A 21,861-nucleotide genomic window follows, 5' to 3' on the forward strand; every position below is an offset into this window, starting at 1 on the left:
AGTGACTTTAAGTACGGTGAGTTATGAACGAGCGCTATAAATAGAGGTTTTTAAATAGTGTCAGCTTGAAGCCAGCATCTCTCACTGACTTCAAGCCGAAAAGTATATTTACGACTTCAGAGAATTAATCCAAGTCTTAATATCTTCTTCAACAAGCGCCATAGGCCTTGCGCCTTTTAACAACACCACGTCGTGGAATGCTTTAATATCAAACTTATCACCTAGCTGTTGCTTAGCGTGCTCTCTAAGTTCAACCAATTTAAGCATACCTAATTTATAACCAAGCGCTTGTCCTGGCCAAGCGATATAACGGTCGATAGCCGATACCACATCACTCATCGCCGTACCGGTTGCATCAGCAAAATAAGTGATCGCTTGGTCTCGTGTCCACTTTTTATAATGTAGGCCCGTATCCACCACCAGTCGAGCAGCACGATATGCCTCAGCTTGCAGACGACCTAAGTCTCCAAATGGGTCGTCCTTATACATCCCCATTTCGTAAGCCAATAGCTCTGAATACAGTGCCCAGCCCTCAACATAACCATTAAATGAAGCATTTTGACGCATCAAACCGATTTCTGTTTGCAACATATTAAGCGCAATTTGGAAGTGGTGACCAGGAACCGCCTCATGATACGTTAAGGTTTTCATACCAAAGCTTGGTACTGCTTTCATGTCTTTTAGGTTGATTGAAAATACCCCAGGGCGACTTCCATCAAGCGATGGACCGTTGTAGTAACCACCCGGCGCGCCTGCTTCCACTGCTTTTGGTATACGTTTCACTTCAACAGGTTGCGGTGGAATAGTAGAAAAATAATCTGGCGCTTTTTGTAAAATAGTCCCTATTTCACCACGCAAGAACGATAATAACGCTTCACGACCTTCGTCAGAATCCGCATATAAAAATCTCGACTCTTCATTGAGCTGCTTCATCCGGTCACCAACAGTACCTTGTGAATAGCCATTTTGCTTGAGGATTTCGTCCATACGCTTTGAAATACGCTCCACCTCAGCAAGACCAATTTGGTGGATCTCTTCCGCGCTCATATCAGAATCCGCCAAATAGGTGATTTCATGCTGGTAGAAAGCTTCGCCATTTGGTTGGGCCCAAATACCGACATTTTCAGGCGCCTTGCTCTCTAGAGCTTGCATAATCGCAGACACATTTTTAAATTCAGGATAAAGCTTTTGCTCAACAATTTGTGTTGCCTGTGCAACATAATCAGCAGCGGCTTTATCCGTAATACCATCAATATTCGCAAGTTTATCTTTAAACGACACAACCAAAGGATGTTCTGCACCACTTGGCGCCGTGAAGTTATCTAAATAACCTAGCGTGTTCGGAAATAAAACTTTTGGTAAAATTACGCCTTTATTAGCATCCGCTTTTACCTTACTTGCAACTTGCTTCGTGACTTCAACAAAGGCATTTAGGCGCGCAACATAGTCTTTTGCATCTTGCTCACTCTCTATTCCATGCTGGTCTTTAAGCACATTCGGAATATCCAGCAATGGGCCGGACAATTGATTGACAATATATGGCAGGTGTCCGCCCCAAGTATCAATATAACCTGCTGAGAAGCCCTTATCACCAGCATAATAACGTGCAATAACTTCATTTACTTTAAGGTGCAACAAGTCATCAGAGTTCGCCACGCCCGATTGTAATTGTTTTAATTTATCTGCGGCTGCATTCATATCCACTTGGAGCGCCTGCATACCGACAACCGAGTAATCCGGCAGTCTATTAGCATAGTGGCCATATTCACTACTTGATAATTTGAGCGAAGTGGCTAGTGCGGGTTCATGGTTAATAAACTGCTTGGTGTACTGTTCTACGACTTTGTCGATTTCTGCACGAGAGAGAGTTGATTCAGTGGTTTTAGCAACAGATGTAGTTTCTGTTACTGGCTTGTCTTGAGCACATCCGCTCAAACCTAGCACGACAGAGAGTGCTACCAAGCTTATTTTATTCATTATTACGCCGCTCCATTAGGGTTGTTGTCAAAGCTAAAAATACCAGTGCAGATCAGACTGGTGATAGAATAATCATACCAATTTGACTGAACACTTGTTCAATTTGGTATAAGCACTTCATTCATTGAGAAATCAGAATGCAATAAAGTGCTCACGCTATTCTCATAGATGCAACTACAAGTAACATATTTGCGCTTTTGTTACAGCTATAAAAGATAGAATCCTGCAAAATAAGTTACTTTCTCTACACCTTAACTAAGGTACATAACCTTAGATAGAGTGCTTAGTCTTCAAGCAACAGAGGTTCAGGTATTTCGTTGTGGCCAAATGCAGAGTCAGCAATAATCTGCTGCACGCGACCAGATGACTTGTCAAACACAAAGCAAGCATGTGGCCTTTGCTCCAACTGTAAGCTGATGGTGATACTCAAACTTTTAGGTAAAGCCTGCGCTATCACATCTCTCGAGGCTTCTGTAAAGAGTACAGATTCAGGGGTAAATTGATAAAACTGCCCAAACTGTAAATCACAATGCTCGCCTTGCTGTAAGTCCTTCCTATATTCATATTGGTAGAGCTTGCTGCCACAACCGGGGCCAAAATAATTGGTTGTCAATGCCGTAAAGTTGTAGTCCCGCACTTGCGGAATAAAACAGCGCTGAGTCCCCCGCTTTGGCATTGGATGCCAAATTTGTGCGCATACTTTAAAAAATGGTCGTTTATTTTCATAAAGTACATATAGATCATCATTGTCCAACATCCCTCTGGCATGATGCTGGTAATTACTGCTGCCCGCAACTTGAGCCGCGAGAAATTGCTTGTTTTGCGATAGCCGATACAACATCTCAGCAAGCAGTCTTAATGTACTATCATCCAAGCAGTCTGGACCAGTATATAAGCTAGAAACACAATTAATAAAATCACTAAAATTAATTGCCCCATGACTATAAAAGTTATCGAATTGGCGTGCCATATTTCTTCCTTGTGTGTGAGCGTTTTAGTCAGACGAATAGTGAGTACGCCAGCTAAAATTCGTATTTTTTTAAAACAGAAACTTGCATATATCCGATTGCAAACTGCGCTGCTTTTTTCTTAGTCCCTAATTAAAGCTAATGCAGACTGGGGAGAACGCAACAAATTAATTACAATTTTGGTGACAGCCTAGTTAAGACTATTAATGAGATGAGTCAGAGGTGGTAGTTTAGAGTTTATACGCTATACAGAGCGTAAGTGAAGCATGAGTATATGTCATAAAAACTTCATGCAAATTTATGCACTTAACAGCACGCGCGACAGAGACTGATCCGAGCGCAATATTTATATTATATTTTCATCGTTCCGAATGACACTAATCAGCAAAACAAGATAAATCACGGTCCAAACTTACTTCGATTTGGACTCGGTAATCACCTCGTCTTGGCTAAACATCTCAACCTGAGTTGCTTGAGATGAGATGCTATGAGCATCAGTTGTTAACGTTAAAATAACAAACAATACAGTCATCACTGCAAATGCAATATTGACCGTTTTCCCTAAAAAGCGTGTTTTTAACATCACGATTTCTCCTAAACTTATTCCTACTAAGCTTAGTCGAAATCGTGAGCAAAAAGGTTTAATTCAAACAAAAAATAATTTACTAAATGCAATTATCGAAGCGTGTGGGATTATGCGTTAGCCAACGTTCGAGTTAATTGGTTTTAACGCCTTGATAAGCCTGAGTTCCCCATAATGGAACCGTTGATAAGCTATGCTTAAAGCTACCAGAGGTTTCCTTAGTGGTATAGGCTAAGTACATCAAGGTTTGATTTTTTGCATCAAAGATCCTTCTCACCTTCATTGCTTTAAAAAACACACTTTTTGATTTTTTAAATACCACTTCGCCTGAATCACTTTTATCTATATTCGCCAGCATTGCCGGTGTTATTTCACTCGTTTGACGGCAAGAAATAGAGCTATCGCTTGGGTCGGAAAAACTCAAGTCGTCTTCAACACTCGCCACATGACAGGTCACCCCCGTTACAACGGGGTCAACCATAGAGTCTAATTTTATATCTTTGAGCGTAAATAGACCGAGTGACACATCACCAACTTCACTGTCAGAGCAACCTAGTAACGTACAAGATGCCAACAATGCAAACATCAGCTTTTTCATTGTTTTTCCTTAAGATAATCGACGTACAAAAGAAACATACGGAGTTAATACTCTAAGCTATTTGAAAATTTTCGCAAATCACCTTATTAAAAAAGAAATAACCATTCAAAAAATCAAAATAATTATTCACAAAATACGAATAAGCATGTTAGCATGCGCCGCAGTTTCAGGGTGGCTAAATTTACCTAATCCGTGAACAAATCATGGCTAGTTAATTCACCACCGGCTGTATGAAATTCTCTCTAAACTCGGGACAGAAATGCACCACCTGCATAGTTACCCACTTATAAAGATTGAAATTTCGTCACGTTTAATTCTTAATTTGAGGTTTCACCATCCATGAGTAAGCTCCATCCAAGCTTAGTCGCACTAGCTGTTAGTTCGAGTTTTTTTGTTGTTAATCAATCACAAGCTGAAGAAAGTAAGCTTCAAGAAAAGTCAATTGAGCGAATTCAAGTAACAGCTACTCGACGCGCAGGCACAGTTCAAGAAGCGCCATTAAACATTACTGCCGTCGACAGCGATGTAATGAGCGACCAAAATATTGGCGACCTTGAAGATGTAGCAAGATGGGTTCCTGGTTTGACAATCACAGAGCAAGGTGGCCGTGAGGGCTCACCTATTATTGTTCGTGGCTTGAATACTAATTCGTCGGAACGTGCTTCTGACTCAGGAACAGTGGCAACTTACCTCGGTGAAATCCCAATCAATGTGGATTTGCGACTAACCGATATCGAACGTGTTGAAGTCTTGATCGGCCCACAAGGTACGCTTTACGGTGCAGGCACGCTAGGTGGTGCGATTAGAACCATGCTTAAAGCGCCAGTGCTTGACGTTATTGAAGGTAAACTAAGTGGTGACTTATTCAGTATCAATGAAAGTGACAGCCATGGTCATGAAGTAGGTGCTGTCTTCAATATGCCTATAGTGATGGATGAATTAGCCGTTCGTGCGAGCATTAACCGCTATCACAACCCCGGCTTTATGGATTACAGTTATGTGGTTAAGCAAGCTGGTGTTTCAAACCCTGATCCTGATTGGTCCAATACTGAGGATGTAAAAGCAAGCATCAACGCAGTTGCGGATGCAAATGATGAGACCATAACAACCACACGAGTTTCTCTACGTTGGTTAGTGAGTGAGAATATCGATACCACGCTGAACTATTTTCATCAGAAGCAAGAAAATGGCGCTAACTCAATTTCACAATATCAAAGCCTTGCAGCACAGCACCCGCTTGCCGATACGATCAAACCATACGAGTCAGCGTACCGTGTGCTTGAACCTAACGAGCAAGAAGACGACCTGCTTAGCCTTGAAATTAACGCCGATTTAGAGTTTGCTGATTTAGTTTCGGCATCCGGTTGGTCAAGCAAAGAACAACAAGGCCAACGAGATCAAACCGATCTACTTTATGATATTTGGCCGGGTTATGCGGATTTTCCTAGTTTTACCGCTTTGACTAAAGATACTACTGATCAAGACACTTTTACCCAAGAGATCCGTTTAGTCTCTAAAGGGGATGACGCGCTAAATTGGATTGCAGGGGTATATTACAGCAAACAAGAAATTAGTTCGGACGATAGAGAGTACACGCCAGGACTCACGGAGTTTTGGGGCGATGAAATCGACAATATTGAGCAAGATCTTGAGTATATTGCACTGACCAATGCCACCAGCAAAGAGTCAGCATTGTTTGGCGAAGTTGGCTATGCATTTTCAGACGATTTTAATATCACAGTGGGCGCTCGTTTCTATCGCTATGATGTTAAAACTGAGTCAGCGGCTGAAACCCCACTCTATTCTGGAGGCCTGCCAAGCCTTGAGCAAATTTCATTTGAACAAGTCAGTGCCAAAGACAATGGTAGTTTGTTTAAGTTTAATGCCAATTACACTTGGCAAGATGGACTGCTGACGTACTTCACTGTCAGTGAAGGATTTAGATTAGGCGGTGGTAACGGTTTGGAGTCCTGTCCAGAAACACTACCAGAGCAACAAATCATCTGTGCACTGCCGCATGAGCTTAGCTATAAACCAGATACCACCGCTAACTATGAGCTGGGATTAAAGTCAACATGGCTAAATAACAAGCTGCATTTTAATGCCGCGTTATTCAGTGTTGATTGGGAAGATGCACAGATCTCATCTGTGACGGTAAACGGCCAAGAGATCATTACCTCCAATGCAGGTTCTGCGAACTCTAGTGGGATTGAGTTATCAACTCGGGCTATCTTGAACGATCAGTGGACGGTGTATGCAACCTATTCTTATGCAAAAGCACAGCTAACTGATGATGCACCTGCCCTGTTTGCGGTATTCAAAGAAGGTGACTATAGCGCTGAAGAAATCGCGCTTTACCAGCCGTACTATGACGGTACAGATGGCGACCGCTTACCTGGCGCCCCAAAACAGCAGTTCTCATTCGGCTTAAGCTACGAACAGGAAGTGTTCGACGACAAAATGCTTAACGTTAATTATGGAGTAACCGCACAGAGTGACGTATACACTAAAGTCGGACTCAAAGCTGACGGAGAGGTATTGCCAGGATTTGCCTTGTCTAACCTCAGTGCGAAGCTTTCAAGCGAGCAATGGGCCGTCACTTTTTATGTCGACAACCTGTTTGACAAATTTGCTTTCACCTCGGTAAGGCGCGACAAATCTTGGGCTGGTGAAGCTAAATTCGCGGCGTTAAATAAAGCCTTGCCAGAGCAGCAGCGTGTTTACGGACACTACGTCACAACACCTCGCACCGTTGGGGTCAAGCTTAACTACCAGTTTGAGTTATAATCAGCAAAAAACTAAAATAGAGAGTGAAGTTACCTTCACTCTCTTTACGTTGCGATGACATCATACAATCAGATCCAAAGCTATATTCAACAGCGTCAATTTCAAGCGGCGCATCACGCATTAGTCGCTCGCATTAACAGCAATGCCAACGATCACCACGCGTACGCCTTATTGGCCGATTTGAATATCGCTCTCGGTAACCTCAGCAAAGCGCTAAAAATTTACGACAAGTGCCTAAGTTTATTTCCATGCGCACTTTACTCCCTAAGTGCTGCCAAACTTGCGCTTTTTACCCAAGCACCATTAGTGGCAAAGCGTTATATTCTGCATTTGCTAGGTAACACACAATTGTCGGGGTCAGAGCACGATACCCTCGCAAATATCTTACTGAGATTAAACCAATACACTGACGCTGGTTGGCATTTTAACCATGCCTATACACGCTCACCACACTGTCCTGAAATCGCGCTCAACTATGCAATGCATTTAAAGATGTCTGGTGAATTAGCACAAGCGCGGACGCTGCTTGCCTCTTTAGTGCAAGCAAAGCCAAGTAATGCTAAGTGCCAGTTAGCCTACTCAGAGCTTACTCCTGTAGAATTAGCATCGACTCGCATCACTCAGTTAGCAACTGAGATAACAGTGCAAACTGCACCACTTGCATTACAACGGCTTTACCATGCGCAGGCAATCGAATACGAAAAGCAGGAAAATTATCCCAAGGCATGGCAAAGCTTTATTGCCAGTAAACAAGCGATTAGTACTGAGGTTTCCTATTCATCTAAACAAATGACTGGCTATGTTCAAACACTTGGCAAACTTCTAGACAAGCCTATTAATTTTGCTCCAGAGCAAACGCTTGCACCAATATTTGTCATTGGTCTGCCACGTTCAGGCACCAGTTTAATGGAGCAGATCTTAGCGCAATTGTCGCTACAACCGCTGGGAGAAACCAGTGTATTACCCCAAACACTTAGGTTTTCTTGTGACTATAACAGCAATATTCAGCACATCAGCCACGCCTATGAAGAAGCTAACGCCATTGAGCAATACCGCCTCTTCACCGCGCAATCCGTTGCTGGTGACCAACGTTTTATAGACAAACAACCATTTCATTTTTTCTTTATCGATTTGCTTGCAAAGGCGTTTCCACGCGCAAAATTTGTCGTGATGAAGCGAGACAGAACAGATACTTGTATCGCAAACTTCCGTCAGCTATATCAAACGAATAGCCCCTTTCATGGCTACTCATACCGGATGCAAGATATTCAAGCTATGTATGATAATACTTATGCGTTTTTGCAAGATGCTGCACAAAGACATCCGACTCAAATTAAGTTTGTGAATTATGAATCGCTGGTAGAAATACCTCAGGCTGTGATGAAGGAAGTCTGCCAATTTCTCGAATTGGATTGGCAAGATAATGCACTTCACTTTTATAAGCAGGGTTATTACTCAGCGACAGCCAGCAAAATGCAGATCAGACAGCCATTGAATAACTCAAGTGTGGGCAAATATCGAAATTTATACCCAATATAGGAATATTGCTCCATTGCCGTGATGATGCTAACGTTAGACAAAAGGAATACCAAACAATAACGATATGAAGCAACTACTCCCTATTATATTTTTAACTGCATTAGCGGCTTGCACGCCATCAGAAATTACCAAGATAGAGCAAGAATTAACCCTTGCTCAGCAGCAACGAAATTTAGATGCCCAACTTAACGCGCTCAAGTCGCTCAATGAATATGATAATAATAAGTGGCAAGCGTTATACCTAGAAACATTGAATGCCTCCACTTTGCTATCCGATGCACAACGCGCCTATGACAACGGCAACATTGTTACAGCCCAGATAGGAGCTGGACAATCCAAAGGTATTAATAACTCATTGCAAGCGGATACATTGCTGCGTGCGTTATCTATCGATTACCCACTTACTGAGTTGATTGATGAATTAGTCCAATTGCAAACGACAGCAAGTAAAAATGAAATATCGTTCACCTCTTTTTTTAACCACTCTCCTAGCAAGTGGAATACTATCGAGATCAATCAAAAGCTGCTTGCCATAAATACTAAGATAAAAACAATTACTGAGCAGATTGAAACACTGCAAAATATTCAAAGACAATCTCAAAGTTACCAAGCGGTATTAGTAGAAGCAAAACGGCAACGAGGTTTACTAGTTGAACAGGAAGCTATTTTTTTACGCCACTTGCAACAACAGTTCAGTGTTTTACATCAAGCTCAATTTGCAAAGATTTATCAAACAGTGGCCGAACAACTTAATAACTTTGACGAACGAGTAGTAGCCTCAATGATCCGCCAAGATCAAAACAAGTTAATTGAGACGATGCAGCATCAAAGCGAGCTGTTGTACAATATTGATCTCATGCTAAAGCAGGCAGGTTCTAACAGACATGCTGAATTTGAGCCTTTTTATCTTGCCTATATTCAACTACTGAATAAACCCAAAGATTACAGAGAGTATGTACGCAAGGGAGAAGCAGCGCTCACTTTATTTGAGCACGCCGGAGCCCCTCATAACTTTTATCAACAGTATCAAATACTAGTGTCAGAGCCACTAACACTGAGCGATGATTTACTCGCTTTTGCACGCTCACAAAATGAATCAAAGTTTTTGTATAGAAAATACTAGCGACTAGCTATCCACCATGCGAGCAGCACAATGGCCGTTGTGAGAATAACGGCTTTTATTTTATGTTTTTTAATTAGCTTTTCAGCCCGATTACCGGCAAAGTAAACGACCGCCGCCAAGCCAAAATAACGTAGTGAACGGGCAATACAGGTTGCAATTAAAAATTGTAATAGTGAAAATTTTGTGGCGCCTGCTGCTAACATGGCAATCTGAAAAGGTACTGGCGCAATACCTAAGGTCAACACAAACCAAAATCCCTGACTTTGCATCTGCGCTTTCACTTGCTCAAACTGAGACGGACTCGACAGCAGCTCAATAACGGAATCCCCCACTGCATCAAATAAATAGTAACCCAACGCATAACCAAATAAGGCACCAATCACACATCCAACCGTCGCCATTAACGCAATTAGCCATAGCTTTTCTCGCCTTGCTTGCATAAGCGGCACCATCACAGCTTCAAGCGGAATAGGCACGATGGTTGACTCTAAAAAAGAGGCAACCGTGATCCCTTTAAGCATATTTTTTGATTCTACTAATCGCTTGGTCTTCTGCTTCAATTCAGCCGTTAACGCCATCACACTTCCCCTAATGTTCACAGTAATGGAGACAAGCATAGCCTAAGCTAAGTTTCTCCTTCCTGAATTAAGCAGTGCTTTATATATGCGGGTATTTGTATGTGCGGACAAATGCGGTACCCTGTTTTAGAGTGAATGGTTGGAGGGATGTTTCTGTGAATTATTTGGCGCATTTGTACTTTGCCAAACCGACTGCCGCATCGCACTTTGGCAACTTGCTCGGTGACTTTCAAAAAGGCGTGAATATACAAGCACTGCCTAAACCTGTGCAACTTGGTCTACAAACACATAGGCAAGTCGATAAATTTACCGATAGCCACTCGATTACAAAATCTGCTAAACAACTTTTTTCGCCCACGCGTCGCCGTTTTGCAGGCATTGCACTGGATGTGTTATATGACCACTTTTTGATTAAACACTGGCAGCAATATCACGGCACCTCGCTTGACGACTTTAAACGTCAGAGCTTTTCCTTGCTTCACGATAACTTGCACATCATGCCTGCACACATGCAACGAGTCGTTAGCGCAATGACACAAAACGATTGGTTTGCCACCTATGAATCCGTAGCTGGTGTGGGCCATGCGCTCGATAACATCGCTAAACGTATTCGTTTTCAAAATCAATTTGCTGGCAGTGAAAGGGATATTACCAAGCACTATCAACAACTAGAATCAGGATTTAATGTCTTTTTTCCACAATTAATTGCCCACATGCAACAACAACTCATCGAACCTGAAAATTTAGAGTAAATACTCCTCTATATTTGCTCCATGGTTATCAACTATAATGCAGATATATTTGTTGGTTATGGGGTTTTTTGCAGTGTTAAACAGAGTTAGGTTGCTTTTTGCCCAGGCACTATTTACGCTATTTTTACTTTTAACTCCGTTTTCCACCCAAGCCAGTGCACTATTACCCACGCTTGAAACGTTAAAGCAGCTGTTAACCGATAACCCATCTGTTGCGCTTGAAGAAATTGACACACTCCTAAACAAAAACACGACTCCAACTTATCTTTCAGCAGCTTGGTTTAAACTCAGCCTAATGAAGGTTGAAGCCCATTCTTTGCTTGGCCATTATGAAACTGCTTATCAGGCGATAGATGAGCTCAATCAGGTGTTAGATAAAGTGGCAGACCCTGATGCCAAGAGTAAATTGCTATTGAGTCACGCCACGGTGCTACTTAGTCAAAATCGCGCGACAGAGGCAGAAGAAAAGCTTGAGCTGGCACTCAACACCACCTCTCAAGCCGATGAGCGGTTAATTGCAGATATTCATGATCGCCTTGCTCATATTAACCGCTTTCGGGCAAACTACCGCAGCGCGCTAAATCATGCTGAGCAGGCCATCCAAATTGCAAAACGCATTAATGATGTTCCGCGACTCGCAGGTTTCTATAACCAAATTGGCATTGTTTACGATTACATGGGCCAAATTGAGCAAGCTATCAGCTTCCATGAACAATCTCTTATGCTTCAGCGCAAACGCAATAACCAGCAAGGGATCTCCAACTCACTGTACAACATCGGCGAACTCTACCGTGATTTAGAAGAATTTCCTCTTGCACTATCACATTTTGAGCAGGCGCTCAGGGTTGATAAGCTATTAGGTAATCCGCGTCATATCGCCAACAGTTACGGTAAGATTGGCCAAGTTTTATATCAACAGGGAGAGTATAAACAAGCTCAGGTGTTTATTCTAAACGGCCTTGCCCTAACAAAAAAAATGGAGGCTGACAGCGACACGGCTTGGCAATTAAGTAATTTAGTCAATGTCCAACTAGCTCAAGGTGATGTGAATGAAGCCTTAAATAGTGCAAATGAAGCGCTTATGCTTGCGATAAAATCCGGTGCCAACCGAACAGAGCGCACCGTTAGGCTGGCACTTGCTAATGTCTATTTGGCTCAAGATAAAAGTGAAGACGCCAAAGAACAGCTTGAACTATTACTAAAGCAACCTCAGCTTGGCACTCAAACTCAAAGTGATATTCACAAACAGCTGGCCGCAATTTATCAACAAGCAGGCGCATTTGAAGCCGCACTTGTTCAATTAAAACAATATCAGCAAGCACAAACTGAACTAAAAAAGGTTAGCGATAAAAACAAAGCGTACAAAATGGCATTAAACATAGAACTTGTGAAAAAGGAACAAGCACTTAGCCTGTTGCAAAAAGAACAGTCGCTGCAACAAGCAAATTTAGAAAACCTAAAGTTGCAGCGAGGCTTGGCCATCGCCTCTGCGCTGTTGCTGCTCGCAGGGCTTGCCATATACTTTTTAAGACAACGCCAGAAACAAAAACTAGAAGCCTTAGAGCAGCACATGGCCGCGCGAGCTTTAGAGCAAAAAAACCAGTTGCTCGCCGATATTTCTCACGAGTTGCGTACCCCGTTAACCGGACTAAAACTGACAATTGAGGCGATGCAATTTAATATCGAGCCTGATATTGATGTCGCCTATAAAAAAGTGAACAGTAAAATCAACCAACTAGATACCTTAATCTCGGATATTTATCAGTCCGCTCAGTTTGACAATAATGTGATGTCGTTAGAGCTCAGGCCGCTTGATATTAATACCCTTGTTAAGGATTGCTGCGCAGAACTCACGCCTGTTTTTGCGAAAAAGCAGCAATCTCTGCGTTGTAATTTAAGTGAGCAAGCCTTGAAGGTAGAAGGCGACCCACAGCGTCTAAAACAAGTCATCCTGAATCTTTTACGGAACAGCCATTTTTACACTGATGCAGCTGGAACCAGTCTAATACATACACGCATAGTCGACTCATATGCCATTATCACAGTGGAAGATTCAAGCCCAGGAGTAGCAACCTCGGAGCTAGATAAAATTTTTGAGCGACTTTATCGCTGTGAACACTTCAGAAGCCGAGATCTTGGCGGCTCGGGGCTTGGACTTGCGATTAGCAAACATATTGTGTTGGCGCATCATGGTTCTATCAACGCCAATCATAGCCCGCTTGGCGGGCTACTCGTTGAAGTGAAGCTTCCGATTAAATCCGCTCAAAACGATATAGGCCACGCCAAATCACCGCAGTGATGTCACCTTTGTCATTCGTTTCAATGGTGACATCTGCGCCCCCTTCAAGCTCAATCAGGGTGTCTTCCTCTGTGGCAACGAATGCCATCAGGTTATCGCGGGCCATATCTAAGACGTTAAATCGCGTACCATCTCGGGTGATTTTCATTTTAAACTGATGATCTTTCTCGTACGCATACAGACCTTCCAATTGCTTTGCGCGTGCCTCAGGTAATGTAATCGCTATTATTTTTTTACTGCGTAGAAAATCCCAGCCGTAATGTTCGCTGATGGCAATGCGAAGCTCACCAAATACGGTACTCGCTGAGTCGCCATTGGACATCAACACCATACCCTCACCTTTTTCTACATATGCTTCAAACCGGTTGCTAAAGCCTTTATTTTTACCACCATGGGTGAAGATAAGTCCTTGCTCACGCTGTTCAAGCTCTGGTCCCAAACCCCATACGTCATGATGAACTTCAACCATTTGCTTCGCCAGCTCTGGCGTGATGGGCCCCACGGTATTGCCTGCATACGCTTGTTGTACAGCCATAATGTATTTAGCAAGATCCACCGGAGTGGTCCAAAGACCAGCCGCAGCTTGTTCTGGATAAACATGCCAGTCCCCTTCGACTTGCTCGCCTTTATCGTCAAACGCAGCACTGGCTTTTGACCATAACGCTTTCGGTAGTGGTTGTGCATAGGTACTGTTGTGCATCCCTAGCGGAGTTAAAATTGCCTGTTGGACATACTCTTCAAATGGCATTTTTGTCACATCTGCCACGAGCAACTCCATTACCGTGTAACCACCGCCAGAATAGCGCCAAGCTTTACCTGGCAAAGTGTCAACCGTCACTAAGTCGGTATTGCCTTTACCCATTAAGACTTCAACATCGGTTGGAATTTTACTACCACGCACGTAGCCCGGAAAACCATGTTGGGTGAGCCCCGAAGTATGAGTCATTAACTGCCTCAAAGTAACAGGATTGGCTTTGGTAAATTCGTTTGTTGGTACTTTCCAAGAGGTGAGATATTGATTAACGTCAGCATCTAAATCGACTTTACCATCTTGCGCTAACTTTAATACCGCAAGCGCTGCAACGGGCTTACTTATTGACCCTGCCTGAAACAGCGTTTCAGTGGTCACTTTTCGATTTTGCTTTTTATCTGCAATGCCAAAACCCTCAGCCCACACCACTTTACCACCTTTAATCACAGCAAGGCTTAAACCTGGCAAATGCGTTTCTTGAAGACGCGTCTGCAAATCTACAGGCTTATATTTTTGGCCTTCCAATTGCACTTTAGGTAAGAGGTTATGTGCAACTTGTTGAACTTGAGGTTGAGCTGAGTCAGTGGCGAAGGATGTCTGACTTAGCAAAGACGAGCAAAATATGGCGCAGTACAATAGTTTCGACATGATATTTCCCTTGTTATTATCGTTATTCACTCACTTTACACACTGATAAATGTGCCGTGAATGAATAACAGTATAATCATGAGATGAAGAAAAATGCACCTATATCAACTTTGTGCCTGTGACACTCGGCGATTAACGGGGTAACGCTCGAAATCCTCCCAGTAATGAATTCCACCTATCATCTCTTTTACTTGATAGCCCATTTTTGCAAGCTTATACGCGGCCTTTGTTGCGCCATTACACCCAGGACCCCAACAATAAACCACGATTGGCGTAACCTTGTCATATTTAGTCATCGTCAGTTCGCTTATGTCTGCGCTTGGCATATTGACTGCGCCTTGAGCATGACTTTTGGCAAAGGCTTCATTCGACCTGACATCAAATAGCACAAAATCCTGCTGCCCCGTTAATATCGCCTGATAAACATCAGCACAATCCGTTTCGCAAGCCAGCTTCATTGCAAAATACTGTGATACATCTACTTTCATCTTCTAACTCCTATTTAAATACTCTGGGTCCTAAATAATCTGAGTTGCGGATAACTATTTAACGTCACCCGAGGTCAACTACGTTACGCATTCAATCAGCGTTAATGAATTCATATTTTTTGAAGGCGATGTTCGTCATTTCAGAATAGGCAATCACAGCAAGCTCATTTAAACTGGTGGTCTTCAATACGTGATTGAGTTTAGTGCAATGGAGTTTTACCATTTAAGGTCGTTTGTTGCGGTTGCAGAGGCCCAAAATCTAACGGCAGCAGCGAAACGACTGTACACCACACCACCTGCTATCAGCGCCCATATCAAAGCGCTTGAAGAAGAACTCAATACTGTGTTGTTCCACCGTTCTAGCAAAGGGATGCAGCTCACAGAACAAGGTAAGATCTTGCTAGACAAAGCTAAGTTAACGCTTGCAAGTGCAAATGATTTAATGCACACCGCAGCGCAAGCCAAAACACTGCTCACCGGCGAGTTCAGACTTGGCTTGAACAACCCTATTGGCACCTCGAGCGAACTTGGCACACTGATAAAAACCCTCAACCAGCACTTTCCAAGTCTTTCTTTTTCTCTGGAATTACTCTCAAGTGGTGTCATCGTCGACAAACTCAGTGATGGCCTCCTTGATGGTGGGGTTATTTATGGCGAAGTACCTGCTCATTTTAGCGCTGTACCGCTCACAGAAGTTGCGGTTACCACCGCTTATCCTGCATTTTGGCCTACGCCATCACATAAAGCCGAATTGGCACAGATGACGTGGATACGTATGGGAAAAGGCTGCCCTTTTGATAAGCAACTTGATCAACAGCTAAGCGAAGTAAACGCGGTAAATATTAAAGCTGCAGATGAGCGCTCCCGCTTGGCTTTAGTTAAGGCAGGACTCGGCGTGAGTTTTATTGAAGCCAACGCCATTGTAGATCAAGGAGCAGAGGTTGCCTTGTCTAGTTTGCTAGACTTTTCGCTCCCAGTACATTTTGTTGTGGCAAACCAAGCGCTCACAGAGCCTAAAGTGAACGCCGTGTACCAAGTCGTTTGTGCATCTATTGATGTTGCGCAAGGATAATCCCCTGCTGCTTTTTCGGCATTTTTTCGACTACAAGGCGAAATGAGTTATCCATCATCCGCTCAAGTTCTCCAGTAGGAATGGAGCCATCGAGCACCACCGTGTTCCAGAGCTTTTTATTCATGTGGTAACCCGGTAACACCGCACTAAAAATGTCTCGCAGCGCTTGCGCTTCGTCAGGATCGCATTTGAGATTTACGCGCCAATGGGGATGCTCGTCATCTCCTTTGCCCATTTTACCAAGCGCCAACGTCGCGAACATCTTGTCCTTCACTTTATATACATCAACGCCTTCACCAAAAGGTTGACTTACGCTGGTATAGGGTTTTGCAAGCAAGTAGTCGTGTACTTGTTGATGATCCATCTTATTCTTCTGCCTTTAGATTAATCGTTGCCACTTAGTAGTAAAGCATAATACCAAGCGGCGTAGTAGCATAAATTACTCAACCTGAGGTTTGAATAAGAAATACGCTAACTCATTGTTTTGAAGCTCAGGTTACTCAGGTTGTGGTGCCTGTCCTTGCCAACTCCAACTTGGAAATAGTTCGCCATTCACGACGGCATTATTACCAGAAAACAGCGAGTGCGGCCTTTCTTGCGTTACCCAATTTGTCGCAGAGGAGTGCTCCAACTCAAAAACCACATTACCAAAGAAGCTGTAAGGCCCTGACAAAGTCGAGTTTCTATAAGCAGCAAACAAGGTTTGGCCGCCCATCATCAGTTCACCAACACTACTTTGCTGGTCGATTTCGGCGGCGCCTTTGCTCCAGATCATCAATAGGTTTATATGCGACTGCCCATCTGCTAAAAAGTAGCCATTTCCAGCAACTTGTACTGCGTCAAACTGGTTCCCTTGAGTACTTCTAGCATTGGCGGTGTCAAACACATATGCTGTCATCGCCTGATTGCCGGCTACAAATTCAGCAAAAGCGCCCCCTGCTATTTTCACTTTAGCTTGGTTTAGATTACTTAAGTAAAGATTACTATTATCTGTCACGATATAGTGGTATTCAGGCTCAGTGCCTTGCACTTGAGTCGCGACATTATCCAATCTTGCCATTCCCTGCGCCGTCACCGTTACGCTACTTTGCTGAGCGGTGCTGACAAGCCCTAAGTTATTGAGCTTAACCGAACCAGACTCCACTAATATGGTCGACTGCACGCCGCTTAGCGCCGCAGAGATTACATCTTGAGTATTATCAGACCCAGAAATGGTGATACCAGGTCTCGTGATCTTAATTGGGCCCTGACATTGTCCTTGAATAGCAAAGGTAATTTCATCGACAGGCCAACTTACTTGCTCAACGGCACGTTTCAGTAAGCTGCGGTTAGTATGACAGTTGATAGCAAAAGTATACGACCCACTGACACTTTGTGATGCGACTTGCTTTGCCAAGACATGCAGCCTTTTGACATCGCTGTCATTTATGTCCTTTGCAAAAACATGGGAAGCGCAGATAGCGGATGCAACCAAACTGGTTGCAAATATGCTTGTACTTAATTTCATTTCCTTATCCTTTACACGGTTAATCCTGCCAATTGCAGTACCCTAAATCCTAATACAGATCCTTTGTTTTGCTAGATATAAAATGCACTGTATATTTAAACACTACTGACACTCCCTGACACAACATCGTGGTTTACTCTTTTTGAACTCAAAAAGGAGAAAGACCATGCAACAAAATGTCGTAGAGATTGTAAAATTTAAATTGGCTCTTGGTGCTACAGAGAGCGATATTATGGGTATAAACCCAGCTTTTACCGAGTGGGTAGAACAGCAACCTGGGTTACTATATCGTTCGTTGACTAAAGACAGTCAGACTGGCGAGTATTTAGATATTATTTATTGGCAATCGATGGAGCATGCAAAAGCGGTTTCAGCGCAATTCCCAACAACCGAAGTATGCCAAAGATTAACGCAATACATAGACAGCGAGAGTGTCACCATTAGTCACAGTAATGTACTCTCTCAAACGCCATGTAGCGGTTAATTAATCTGAGATTTGAATAACAAGGAAAACTCGTGCATAAATCAGAACGTCTCTTTCAGTTAGTGGATCTGCTCAAGGGTCGACGATTAGCGGTTACCGCTAAGTCATTGGCCGATCACTTTACGGTATCAGAGCGTACGATTTATCGCGATATTCAGGACTTACAAAGTTCTGGCGTGCCAATTGAGGGGGAAGCAGGTGTCGGCTATATCATTGGTGACTACCCACTGCCCCCTATGATGTTTAGCTATGATGAACTCACCGCATTATTACTTGGCAGTAAAATGGTTGGAGCATGGACGGATCCCGAGCTAAGCGCACATGCAAAAGCGGCCATTGCCAAAATAGAGGCCGTGCTACCCGCTCACCTCAAACAACAGCATGACCACTCCCCATATTTGGTCTCGAGTTTTAAGCACGGACCACAACAACAATCCTTTAGCGCTACACTTAGGCTCGCCATTGCGGCTAAGCAGTGTGTACAACTTGAATATCAAGACGTTGCAAAGCAACAAACCCTGCGTATTATCGAGCCACTCGGATTGGTTTATTGGGGTGGAAAATGGACGCTGGTCGCATTTTGTCAGCTCCGCAGTGATTACCGTGAATTTCGCTTGGACCGTATCACCGCGATACACAAAAGTGAGCTGACCTTTACCGTAAGTCCTGATAAAAACCTCAACCATTACGTTGAACTAGTCAAGGCCAAATACGCCGAAGAAATTGCACAGCACCAATGCCAAGCGCCTGATAAAAGTAGCAACTAATTCTAAGCTCACAGCCCGATTCATATTTTGTTACTAATACTTGCGCATCTAAAATCAACCTTTTCAGACTGCACCGCGACTAATTTTGTAAATCAGACTTATTCCTTCGAGGTGCTTATGAAAACCACAAAATCAATACTTATTATTTCGGTAACACTGGCTGTGAGTGCCTGCGTTGGCTACTCCAATGCAAATCCAACAGAGCCGCAAACGCAAGGCAGCTACCAGCTTATCGCTTACCAAGACTGTAACCCAATAATCAAACACACCATGGACGCCGAACAGGTGGCCGCATACAAAGCACTCAAAGTGGCAGAGCTTGATATGTCAGCTTCTGAGTTACCAATGAAAGATATTGAAGACAAGCTAGCACTGCTTAGCAAAGAAATGGAAGCCATTAGTAAAGAGGCGATACAAGAAGACGACGATCGACTTGTGATCAATAAAGCGCTACTGGCAAAACAAGAAGAAAAGGCCAAGCAGATTGAGGCAGTAATTGAAAGCCACGCAGCTAATTTTGATGCCATTGACGACTATGCCGAAAAAATCGAAGCCGCAGCAAATCGTTTTGATAAAGCTTTAAAACCCATAATCGGTGACTTAAAAGAGGTCAATATTAATATCATCGAACCCGGTGAAACCCCGAGTGTCCATTGTCTCGCTTCAAGCTAAGCAAGTTGAACTAACTGAATGGAGGAAAATATTCCTCCAACTGTATTTGCTCATTGCTTGCCTTACCAGTTAGACAAATTGATATGGACTTTAAATGACAGGCGGTTTTGAGCAAACATGGTTACTTCATTAAATGCTTTATGCGTGTTAATTCAGATATAAAATATGTTATGTTTGTTCATGCTAGCCTCAGCTGTTTAGTTATTTAACAAATTAATTATGGCTCTGCTTTATATAAAGCGAACCCACGAAAAAGAGAAGGCTAGCACGGTGTGGGAGTCATTATATCTATATTTCGGAAGATCGGCAGTGAATGATATTGAAAGGAATAAGTTAATCAAAACTAGCTGGGATTTGCATAGTTTGGTAGAAAGTAGCTACCTTGGCAATCCCGCTACCAAAGGCGATGACGAATGGCTAGAAAAACAGCGTATTCTATTAGCTGACATGGCTATTCATCTATTACAAACGGCTATTAAGCCAGGTAACATAGAGCTTGATAAATTAAAAAATAATCTGCACTCAATTCTAACAATCACAGATCAATTTTTACCCCACTCAGGGCTTAAAGAAGCAACAGAGAAACTTTACGAGTAAACATATAACACATGTCCAAGTTAATATTGCCGTAGTTTGGTTTCCTGTAGTACTCATATTTTGCAGTTGACTATAGCGATAACAGTCGGTGTTATTTATTGCACAAAGAGAAAGGTTAACACCCACTATGACTACCCTCTCGCTCGATTAAGCGATTGGTTATAGTGCTTTTTGTATTGCTTCGCTAAAGCCTGACTGTCTTGATAGCCAACCTGATTGGCTATCTGCTCCACGCTCAAGTTTGTGCCATGCAATAGCTGCTTGGTGCGAACGAGTCGCGCAAGTCGCACATACTCAAAAGGTGTCATACTCGTGTGCTGTTTAAAGCGTCGAATTAGCGTGCGCTCTGACATACAAGCCTGTTTCGCAAGGCTCTGTAAGCTATGCGAAACATCGAGATTATCACTAATATGATGCTGTGCCTTGAGCAATTGCGCATCTCTATGTTGTAAAAAGCCACTGAGCTGCACAAACTCATTTTGACTCGCTTGCTCGTTTGGTATCGCCAGCCAGGCGGCGATTGTTTTTGCCACTTCTGAACCCAGCACGTCGGTAATAAACCGCAGCATCAAGTGCAAGTAACTGTGAGCCGCGCCTGCGGTATACACCATACCGCTTTGCTCTGTTACCTTTTGGCTGTTGGGCTTTAAAACGGGATAATATCGTGTAAAAAAGGGCGTAAGCCACCAGCTACATGTAAATTGTTTTTGATCTAACAATCCTGCTGTGGCTAAAAATGCGGTACCGCAACATCCGGCAAGTTGATAAGTCGCGGGATGAAATTCAATACCATGCTTGTTTAATTGTGCTTTGACCTGTTGGCATTGTTGCCACAACAAAGGCTCTGACGAAAACTGGCTGCCGAGCCAGATAACGACATCAGCATCAGCCAATGCGCTAAATTCAGCATGACAAACAAATTCTAAGCCTTGACTACTCATCACCGACTTTTGCCCTGAAAGCGCAACCGTCTGCCAGCAAAACACCGCCTTACCAGCGACTTTATTTGCCACATTCAAAATATCAATCACGCCAGTTAATGCACTCGCAAATACATGTTCAGGACATAGCAAAATCACTTTCATGGCAATATCAAACCAAAATTAGTCATTATTGACACGATAAGTTAGCAATCAATCTAGTTAAAGTAAAACCTCTTTCAAACTCAGGAGCTTTACTATGTGGATCCATATTCCGATTTTATTTTTGCTTAGCCTAACGCTGTTATTATTCCTTTTGACCGCAACGAGTAGAATCCGCGCAGTCAAAAATGGTGATATTGCACTTCAAGATATTCGCTATGTCGAAAAACACGCCTTCCCCGAGCGCATAAGATTATTAGGTAATAGCTATGACAGCCAGTTTCAGCAGCCCGTTTTATTTATTGCACTGCTGATACTTTTGCATATTGAGCAAATGACAGGACAATTTTGGTTTGTGCTCAGCACTGTGTTTGTCGCAGCAAGATATTGGCATAGCTACGAGCACGTACTGGGCAGTAACTTACGATTAAGAACCCTAGCATTTGGGTTAAGTAGCTTTTGCTTGTTTTTTGCCTGGTTTAGCTTCTTGTTCGATAGGGTGTAAAAAGTCTCTGGTCAAAGGGTTTTTACACTGGCTAAGTTACGCACAAGTTTGTTACATTAACTACAACAATAACCTTAGGTTTTC

The 21,861-nt window shown here is 43.0% G+C and carries 21 protein-coding genes; 11 read left to right on the forward strand and 10 right to left on the reverse strand.

Annotation, left to right across the window (positions count from 1 at the left end):
- Positions 1–108: 108 nt before the first annotated feature.
- The 4 genes from A587_RS0102345 to A587_RS0102360 all read right to left on the reverse strand — a co-directional run bounded on the left by A587_RS0102345 (position 109) and on the right by A587_RS0102360 (position 4,126).
- Positions 109–1,977, reverse strand: a complete 1,869-nt coding sequence (locus tag A587_RS0102345) for a DUF885 domain-containing protein (protein WP_017216279.1) — start codon at positions 1,975–1,977, stop codon at positions 109–111.
- A 283-nt stretch (positions 1,978–2,260) separates the two neighbouring features.
- On the reverse strand, positions 2,261–2,947 hold the full coding sequence (locus tag A587_RS0102350; RefSeq protein ID WP_017216280.1) for a hypothetical protein: 687 nt from the start codon (positions 2,945–2,947) through the stop codon (positions 2,261–2,263).
- Positions 2,948–3,357: 410 nt separating this feature from the next.
- Complete coding sequence (locus A587_RS24960; RefSeq protein ID WP_155940707.1) at positions 3,358–3,531, reverse strand: hypothetical protein; 174 nt, start codon at positions 3,529–3,531, stop codon at positions 3,358–3,360.
- Between the two features lie 130 nt (positions 3,532–3,661).
- Positions 3,662–4,126: a CreA family protein gene (locus A587_RS0102360; protein WP_010375897.1), complete on the reverse strand. Its 465-nt coding sequence runs from the start codon at positions 4,124–4,126 to the stop codon at positions 3,662–3,664.
- Positions 4,127–4,465: 339 nt separating this feature from the next.
- Here A587_RS0102360 and A587_RS0102365 point away from each other — a divergent pair, with 339 nt between their 5' ends.
- The 3 genes from A587_RS0102365 (at position 4,466) to A587_RS0102375 (ending at position 9,575) form a co-directional block, all read left to right on the forward strand.
- Positions 4,466–6,913: a TonB-dependent receptor gene (locus A587_RS0102365; RefSeq protein WP_017216282.1), complete on the forward strand. Its 2,448-nt coding sequence runs from the start codon at positions 4,466–4,468 to the stop codon at positions 6,911–6,913.
- A 54-nt stretch (positions 6,914–6,967) separates the two neighbouring features.
- Positions 6,968–8,452, forward strand: a complete 1,485-nt coding sequence (locus A587_RS0102370) for a tetratricopeptide repeat-containing sulfotransferase family protein (RefSeq protein ID WP_017216283.1) — start codon at positions 6,968–6,970, stop codon at positions 8,450–8,452.
- A 64-nt stretch (positions 8,453–8,516) separates the two neighbouring features.
- A complete protein-coding gene (locus tag A587_RS0102375; RefSeq protein ID WP_017216284.1) occupies positions 8,517–9,575 on the forward strand; it encodes a hypothetical protein in 1,059 nt (352 codons plus the stop codon).
- Here A587_RS0102375 and A587_RS0102380 read toward each other — a convergent pair.
- Positions 9,572–10,153: a YqaA family protein gene (locus tag A587_RS0102380; RefSeq protein WP_017216285.1), complete on the reverse strand. Its 582-nt coding sequence runs from the start codon at positions 10,151–10,153 to the stop codon at positions 9,572–9,574. The genes A587_RS0102375 and A587_RS0102380 overlap by 4 nt on opposite strands.
- A 155-nt stretch (positions 10,154–10,308) precedes the next feature.
- Here A587_RS0102380 and A587_RS0102385 point away from each other — a divergent pair, with 155 nt between their 5' ends.
- Together A587_RS0102385 and A587_RS0102390 are read left to right on the forward strand one after the other, a co-directional pair.
- Complete coding sequence (locus A587_RS0102385) at positions 10,309–10,905, forward strand: acyl carrier protein phosphodiesterase (RefSeq protein ID WP_017216286.1); 597 nt, start codon at positions 10,309–10,311, stop codon at positions 10,903–10,905.
- Positions 10,906–10,996: 91 nt separating this feature from the next.
- The gene (locus tag A587_RS0102390) at positions 10,997–13,204 is read left to right on the forward strand and encodes a tetratricopeptide repeat protein (protein ID WP_232288006.1); all 2,208 of its coding nucleotides are present in this window, start codon (positions 10,997–10,999) and stop codon (positions 13,202–13,204) included.
- Here A587_RS0102390 and A587_RS0102395 read toward each other — a convergent pair.
- Positions 13,158–14,603: a serine hydrolase domain-containing protein gene (locus A587_RS0102395; RefSeq protein WP_017216288.1), complete on the reverse strand. Its 1,446-nt coding sequence runs from the start codon at positions 14,601–14,603 to the stop codon at positions 13,158–13,160. The genes A587_RS0102390 and A587_RS0102395 overlap by 47 nt on opposite strands.
- Positions 14,604–14,707: 104 nt before the next feature.
- Entirely contained in the window at positions 14,708–15,091 is a 384-nt protein-coding gene (locus tag A587_RS0102400) for a rhodanese-like domain-containing protein (protein WP_010375905.1), read from the reverse strand.
- 190 nt (positions 15,092–15,281) lie between these two features.
- Here A587_RS0102400 and A587_RS0102405 point away from each other — a divergent pair, with 190 nt between their 5' ends.
- Entirely contained in the window at positions 15,282–16,163 is an 882-nt protein-coding gene (locus A587_RS0102405) for a LysR family transcriptional regulator (protein WP_017216289.1), read from the forward strand.
- On the opposite strand, the gene A587_RS0102410 is transcribed toward A587_RS0102405, so the two are convergent.
- Entirely contained in the window at positions 16,141–16,527 is a 387-nt protein-coding gene (locus A587_RS0102410) for an MmcQ/YjbR family DNA-binding protein (RefSeq protein ID WP_017216290.1), read from the reverse strand. The genes A587_RS0102405 and A587_RS0102410 overlap by 23 nt on opposite strands.
- 132 nt (positions 16,528–16,659) lie before the next feature.
- Complete coding sequence (locus A587_RS0102415) at positions 16,660–17,670, reverse strand: hypothetical protein (protein WP_017216291.1); 1,011 nt, start codon at positions 17,668–17,670, stop codon at positions 16,660–16,662.
- A 166-nt stretch (positions 17,671–17,836) separates the two neighbouring features.
- Between A587_RS0102415 and A587_RS0102420 the strand changes: the two genes are divergently transcribed.
- From A587_RS0102420 to A587_RS0102435, 4 genes are all read left to right on the forward strand, one after another.
- Entirely contained in the window at positions 17,837–18,154 is a 318-nt protein-coding gene (locus A587_RS0102420; protein ID WP_017216292.1) for a hypothetical protein, read from the forward strand.
- A 32-nt stretch (positions 18,155–18,186) separates the two neighbouring features.
- Positions 18,187–18,921, forward strand: coding sequence for a helix-turn-helix transcriptional regulator (locus A587_RS0102425; RefSeq protein ID WP_017216293.1), 735 nt, complete (start codon positions 18,187–18,189; stop codon positions 18,919–18,921).
- Between the two features lie 117 nt (positions 18,922–19,038).
- A complete protein-coding gene (locus tag A587_RS0102430) occupies positions 19,039–19,593 on the forward strand; it encodes a hypothetical protein (protein WP_017216294.1) in 555 nt (184 codons plus the stop codon).
- Positions 19,594–19,902: 309 nt separating this feature from the next.
- Entirely contained in the window at positions 19,903–20,190 is a 288-nt protein-coding gene (locus A587_RS0102435) for a hypothetical protein (protein WP_026000858.1), read from the forward strand.
- 131 nt (positions 20,191–20,321) lie between these two features.
- Here the strand turns inward: A587_RS0102435 and A587_RS0102440 are convergent, their stop codons facing one another.
- Entirely contained in the window at positions 20,322–21,275 is a 954-nt protein-coding gene (locus A587_RS0102440) for a GlxA family transcriptional regulator (RefSeq protein ID WP_017216296.1), read from the reverse strand.
- Between the two features lie 94 nt (positions 21,276–21,369).
- Here A587_RS0102440 and A587_RS0102445 point away from each other — a divergent pair, with 94 nt between their 5' ends.
- Complete coding sequence (locus tag A587_RS0102445) at positions 21,370–21,777, forward strand: MAPEG family protein (RefSeq protein ID WP_010375915.1); 408 nt, start codon at positions 21,370–21,372, stop codon at positions 21,775–21,777.
- Positions 21,778–21,861: the final 84 nt, after the last annotated feature.

This window comes from Pseudoalteromonas sp. NJ631, from assembly GCF_000276645.1.
Lineage (GTDB): Bacteria > Pseudomonadota > Gammaproteobacteria > Enterobacterales > Alteromonadaceae > Pseudoalteromonas > Pseudoalteromonas piscicida.

Coding starts and splice junctions, on each gene's coding strand:
- A587_RS0102345 (WP_017216279.1), bottom strand. CDS start 1,977: ATGAATAAAATAAGCTTGGTAGCACTCTCTGTCGTGCTAGGTTTGAGC.
- A587_RS0102350 (WP_017216280.1), bottom strand. CDS start 2,947: ATGGCACGCCAATTCGATAACTTTTATAGTCATGGGGCAATTAATTTT.
- A587_RS0102360 (WP_010375897.1), bottom strand. CDS start 4,126: ATGAAAAAGCTGATGTTTGCATTGTTGGCATCTTGTACGTTACTAGGT.
- A587_RS0102365 (WP_017216282.1), top strand. CDS start 4,466: ATGAGTAAGCTCCATCCAAGCTTAGTCGCACTAGCTGTTAGTTCGAGT.
- A587_RS0102370 (WP_017216283.1), top strand. CDS start 6,968: ATGACATCATACAATCAGATCCAAAGCTATATTCAACAGCGTCAATTT.
- A587_RS0102375 (WP_017216284.1), top strand. CDS start 8,517: ATGAAGCAACTACTCCCTATTATATTTTTAACTGCATTAGCGGCTTGC.
- A587_RS0102380 (WP_017216285.1), bottom strand. CDS start 10,153: ATGGCGTTAACGGCTGAATTGAAGCAGAAGACCAAGCGATTAGTAGAA.
- A587_RS0102395 (WP_017216288.1), bottom strand. CDS start 14,603: ATGTCGAAACTATTGTACTGCGCCATATTTTGCTCGTCTTTGCTAAGT.
- A587_RS0102400 (WP_010375905.1), bottom strand. CDS start 15,091: ATGAAAGTAGATGTATCACAGTATTTTGCAATGAAGCTGGCTTGCGAA.
- A587_RS0102410 (WP_017216290.1), bottom strand. CDS start 16,527: ATGGATCATCAACAAGTACACGACTACTTGCTTGCAAAACCCTATACC.
- A587_RS0102415 (WP_017216291.1), bottom strand. CDS start 17,670: ATGAAATTAAGTACAAGCATATTTGCAACCAGTTTGGTTGCATCCGCT.
- A587_RS0102420 (WP_017216292.1), top strand. CDS start 17,837: ATGCAACAAAATGTCGTAGAGATTGTAAAATTTAAATTGGCTCTTGGT.
- A587_RS0102430 (WP_017216294.1), top strand. CDS start 19,039: ATGAAAACCACAAAATCAATACTTATTATTTCGGTAACACTGGCTGTG.
- A587_RS0102440 (WP_017216296.1), bottom strand. CDS start 21,275: ATGAAAGTGATTTTGCTATGTCCTGAACATGTATTTGCGAGTGCATTA.
- A587_RS0102445 (WP_010375915.1), top strand. CDS start 21,370: ATGTGGATCCATATTCCGATTTTATTTTTGCTTAGCCTAACGCTGTTA.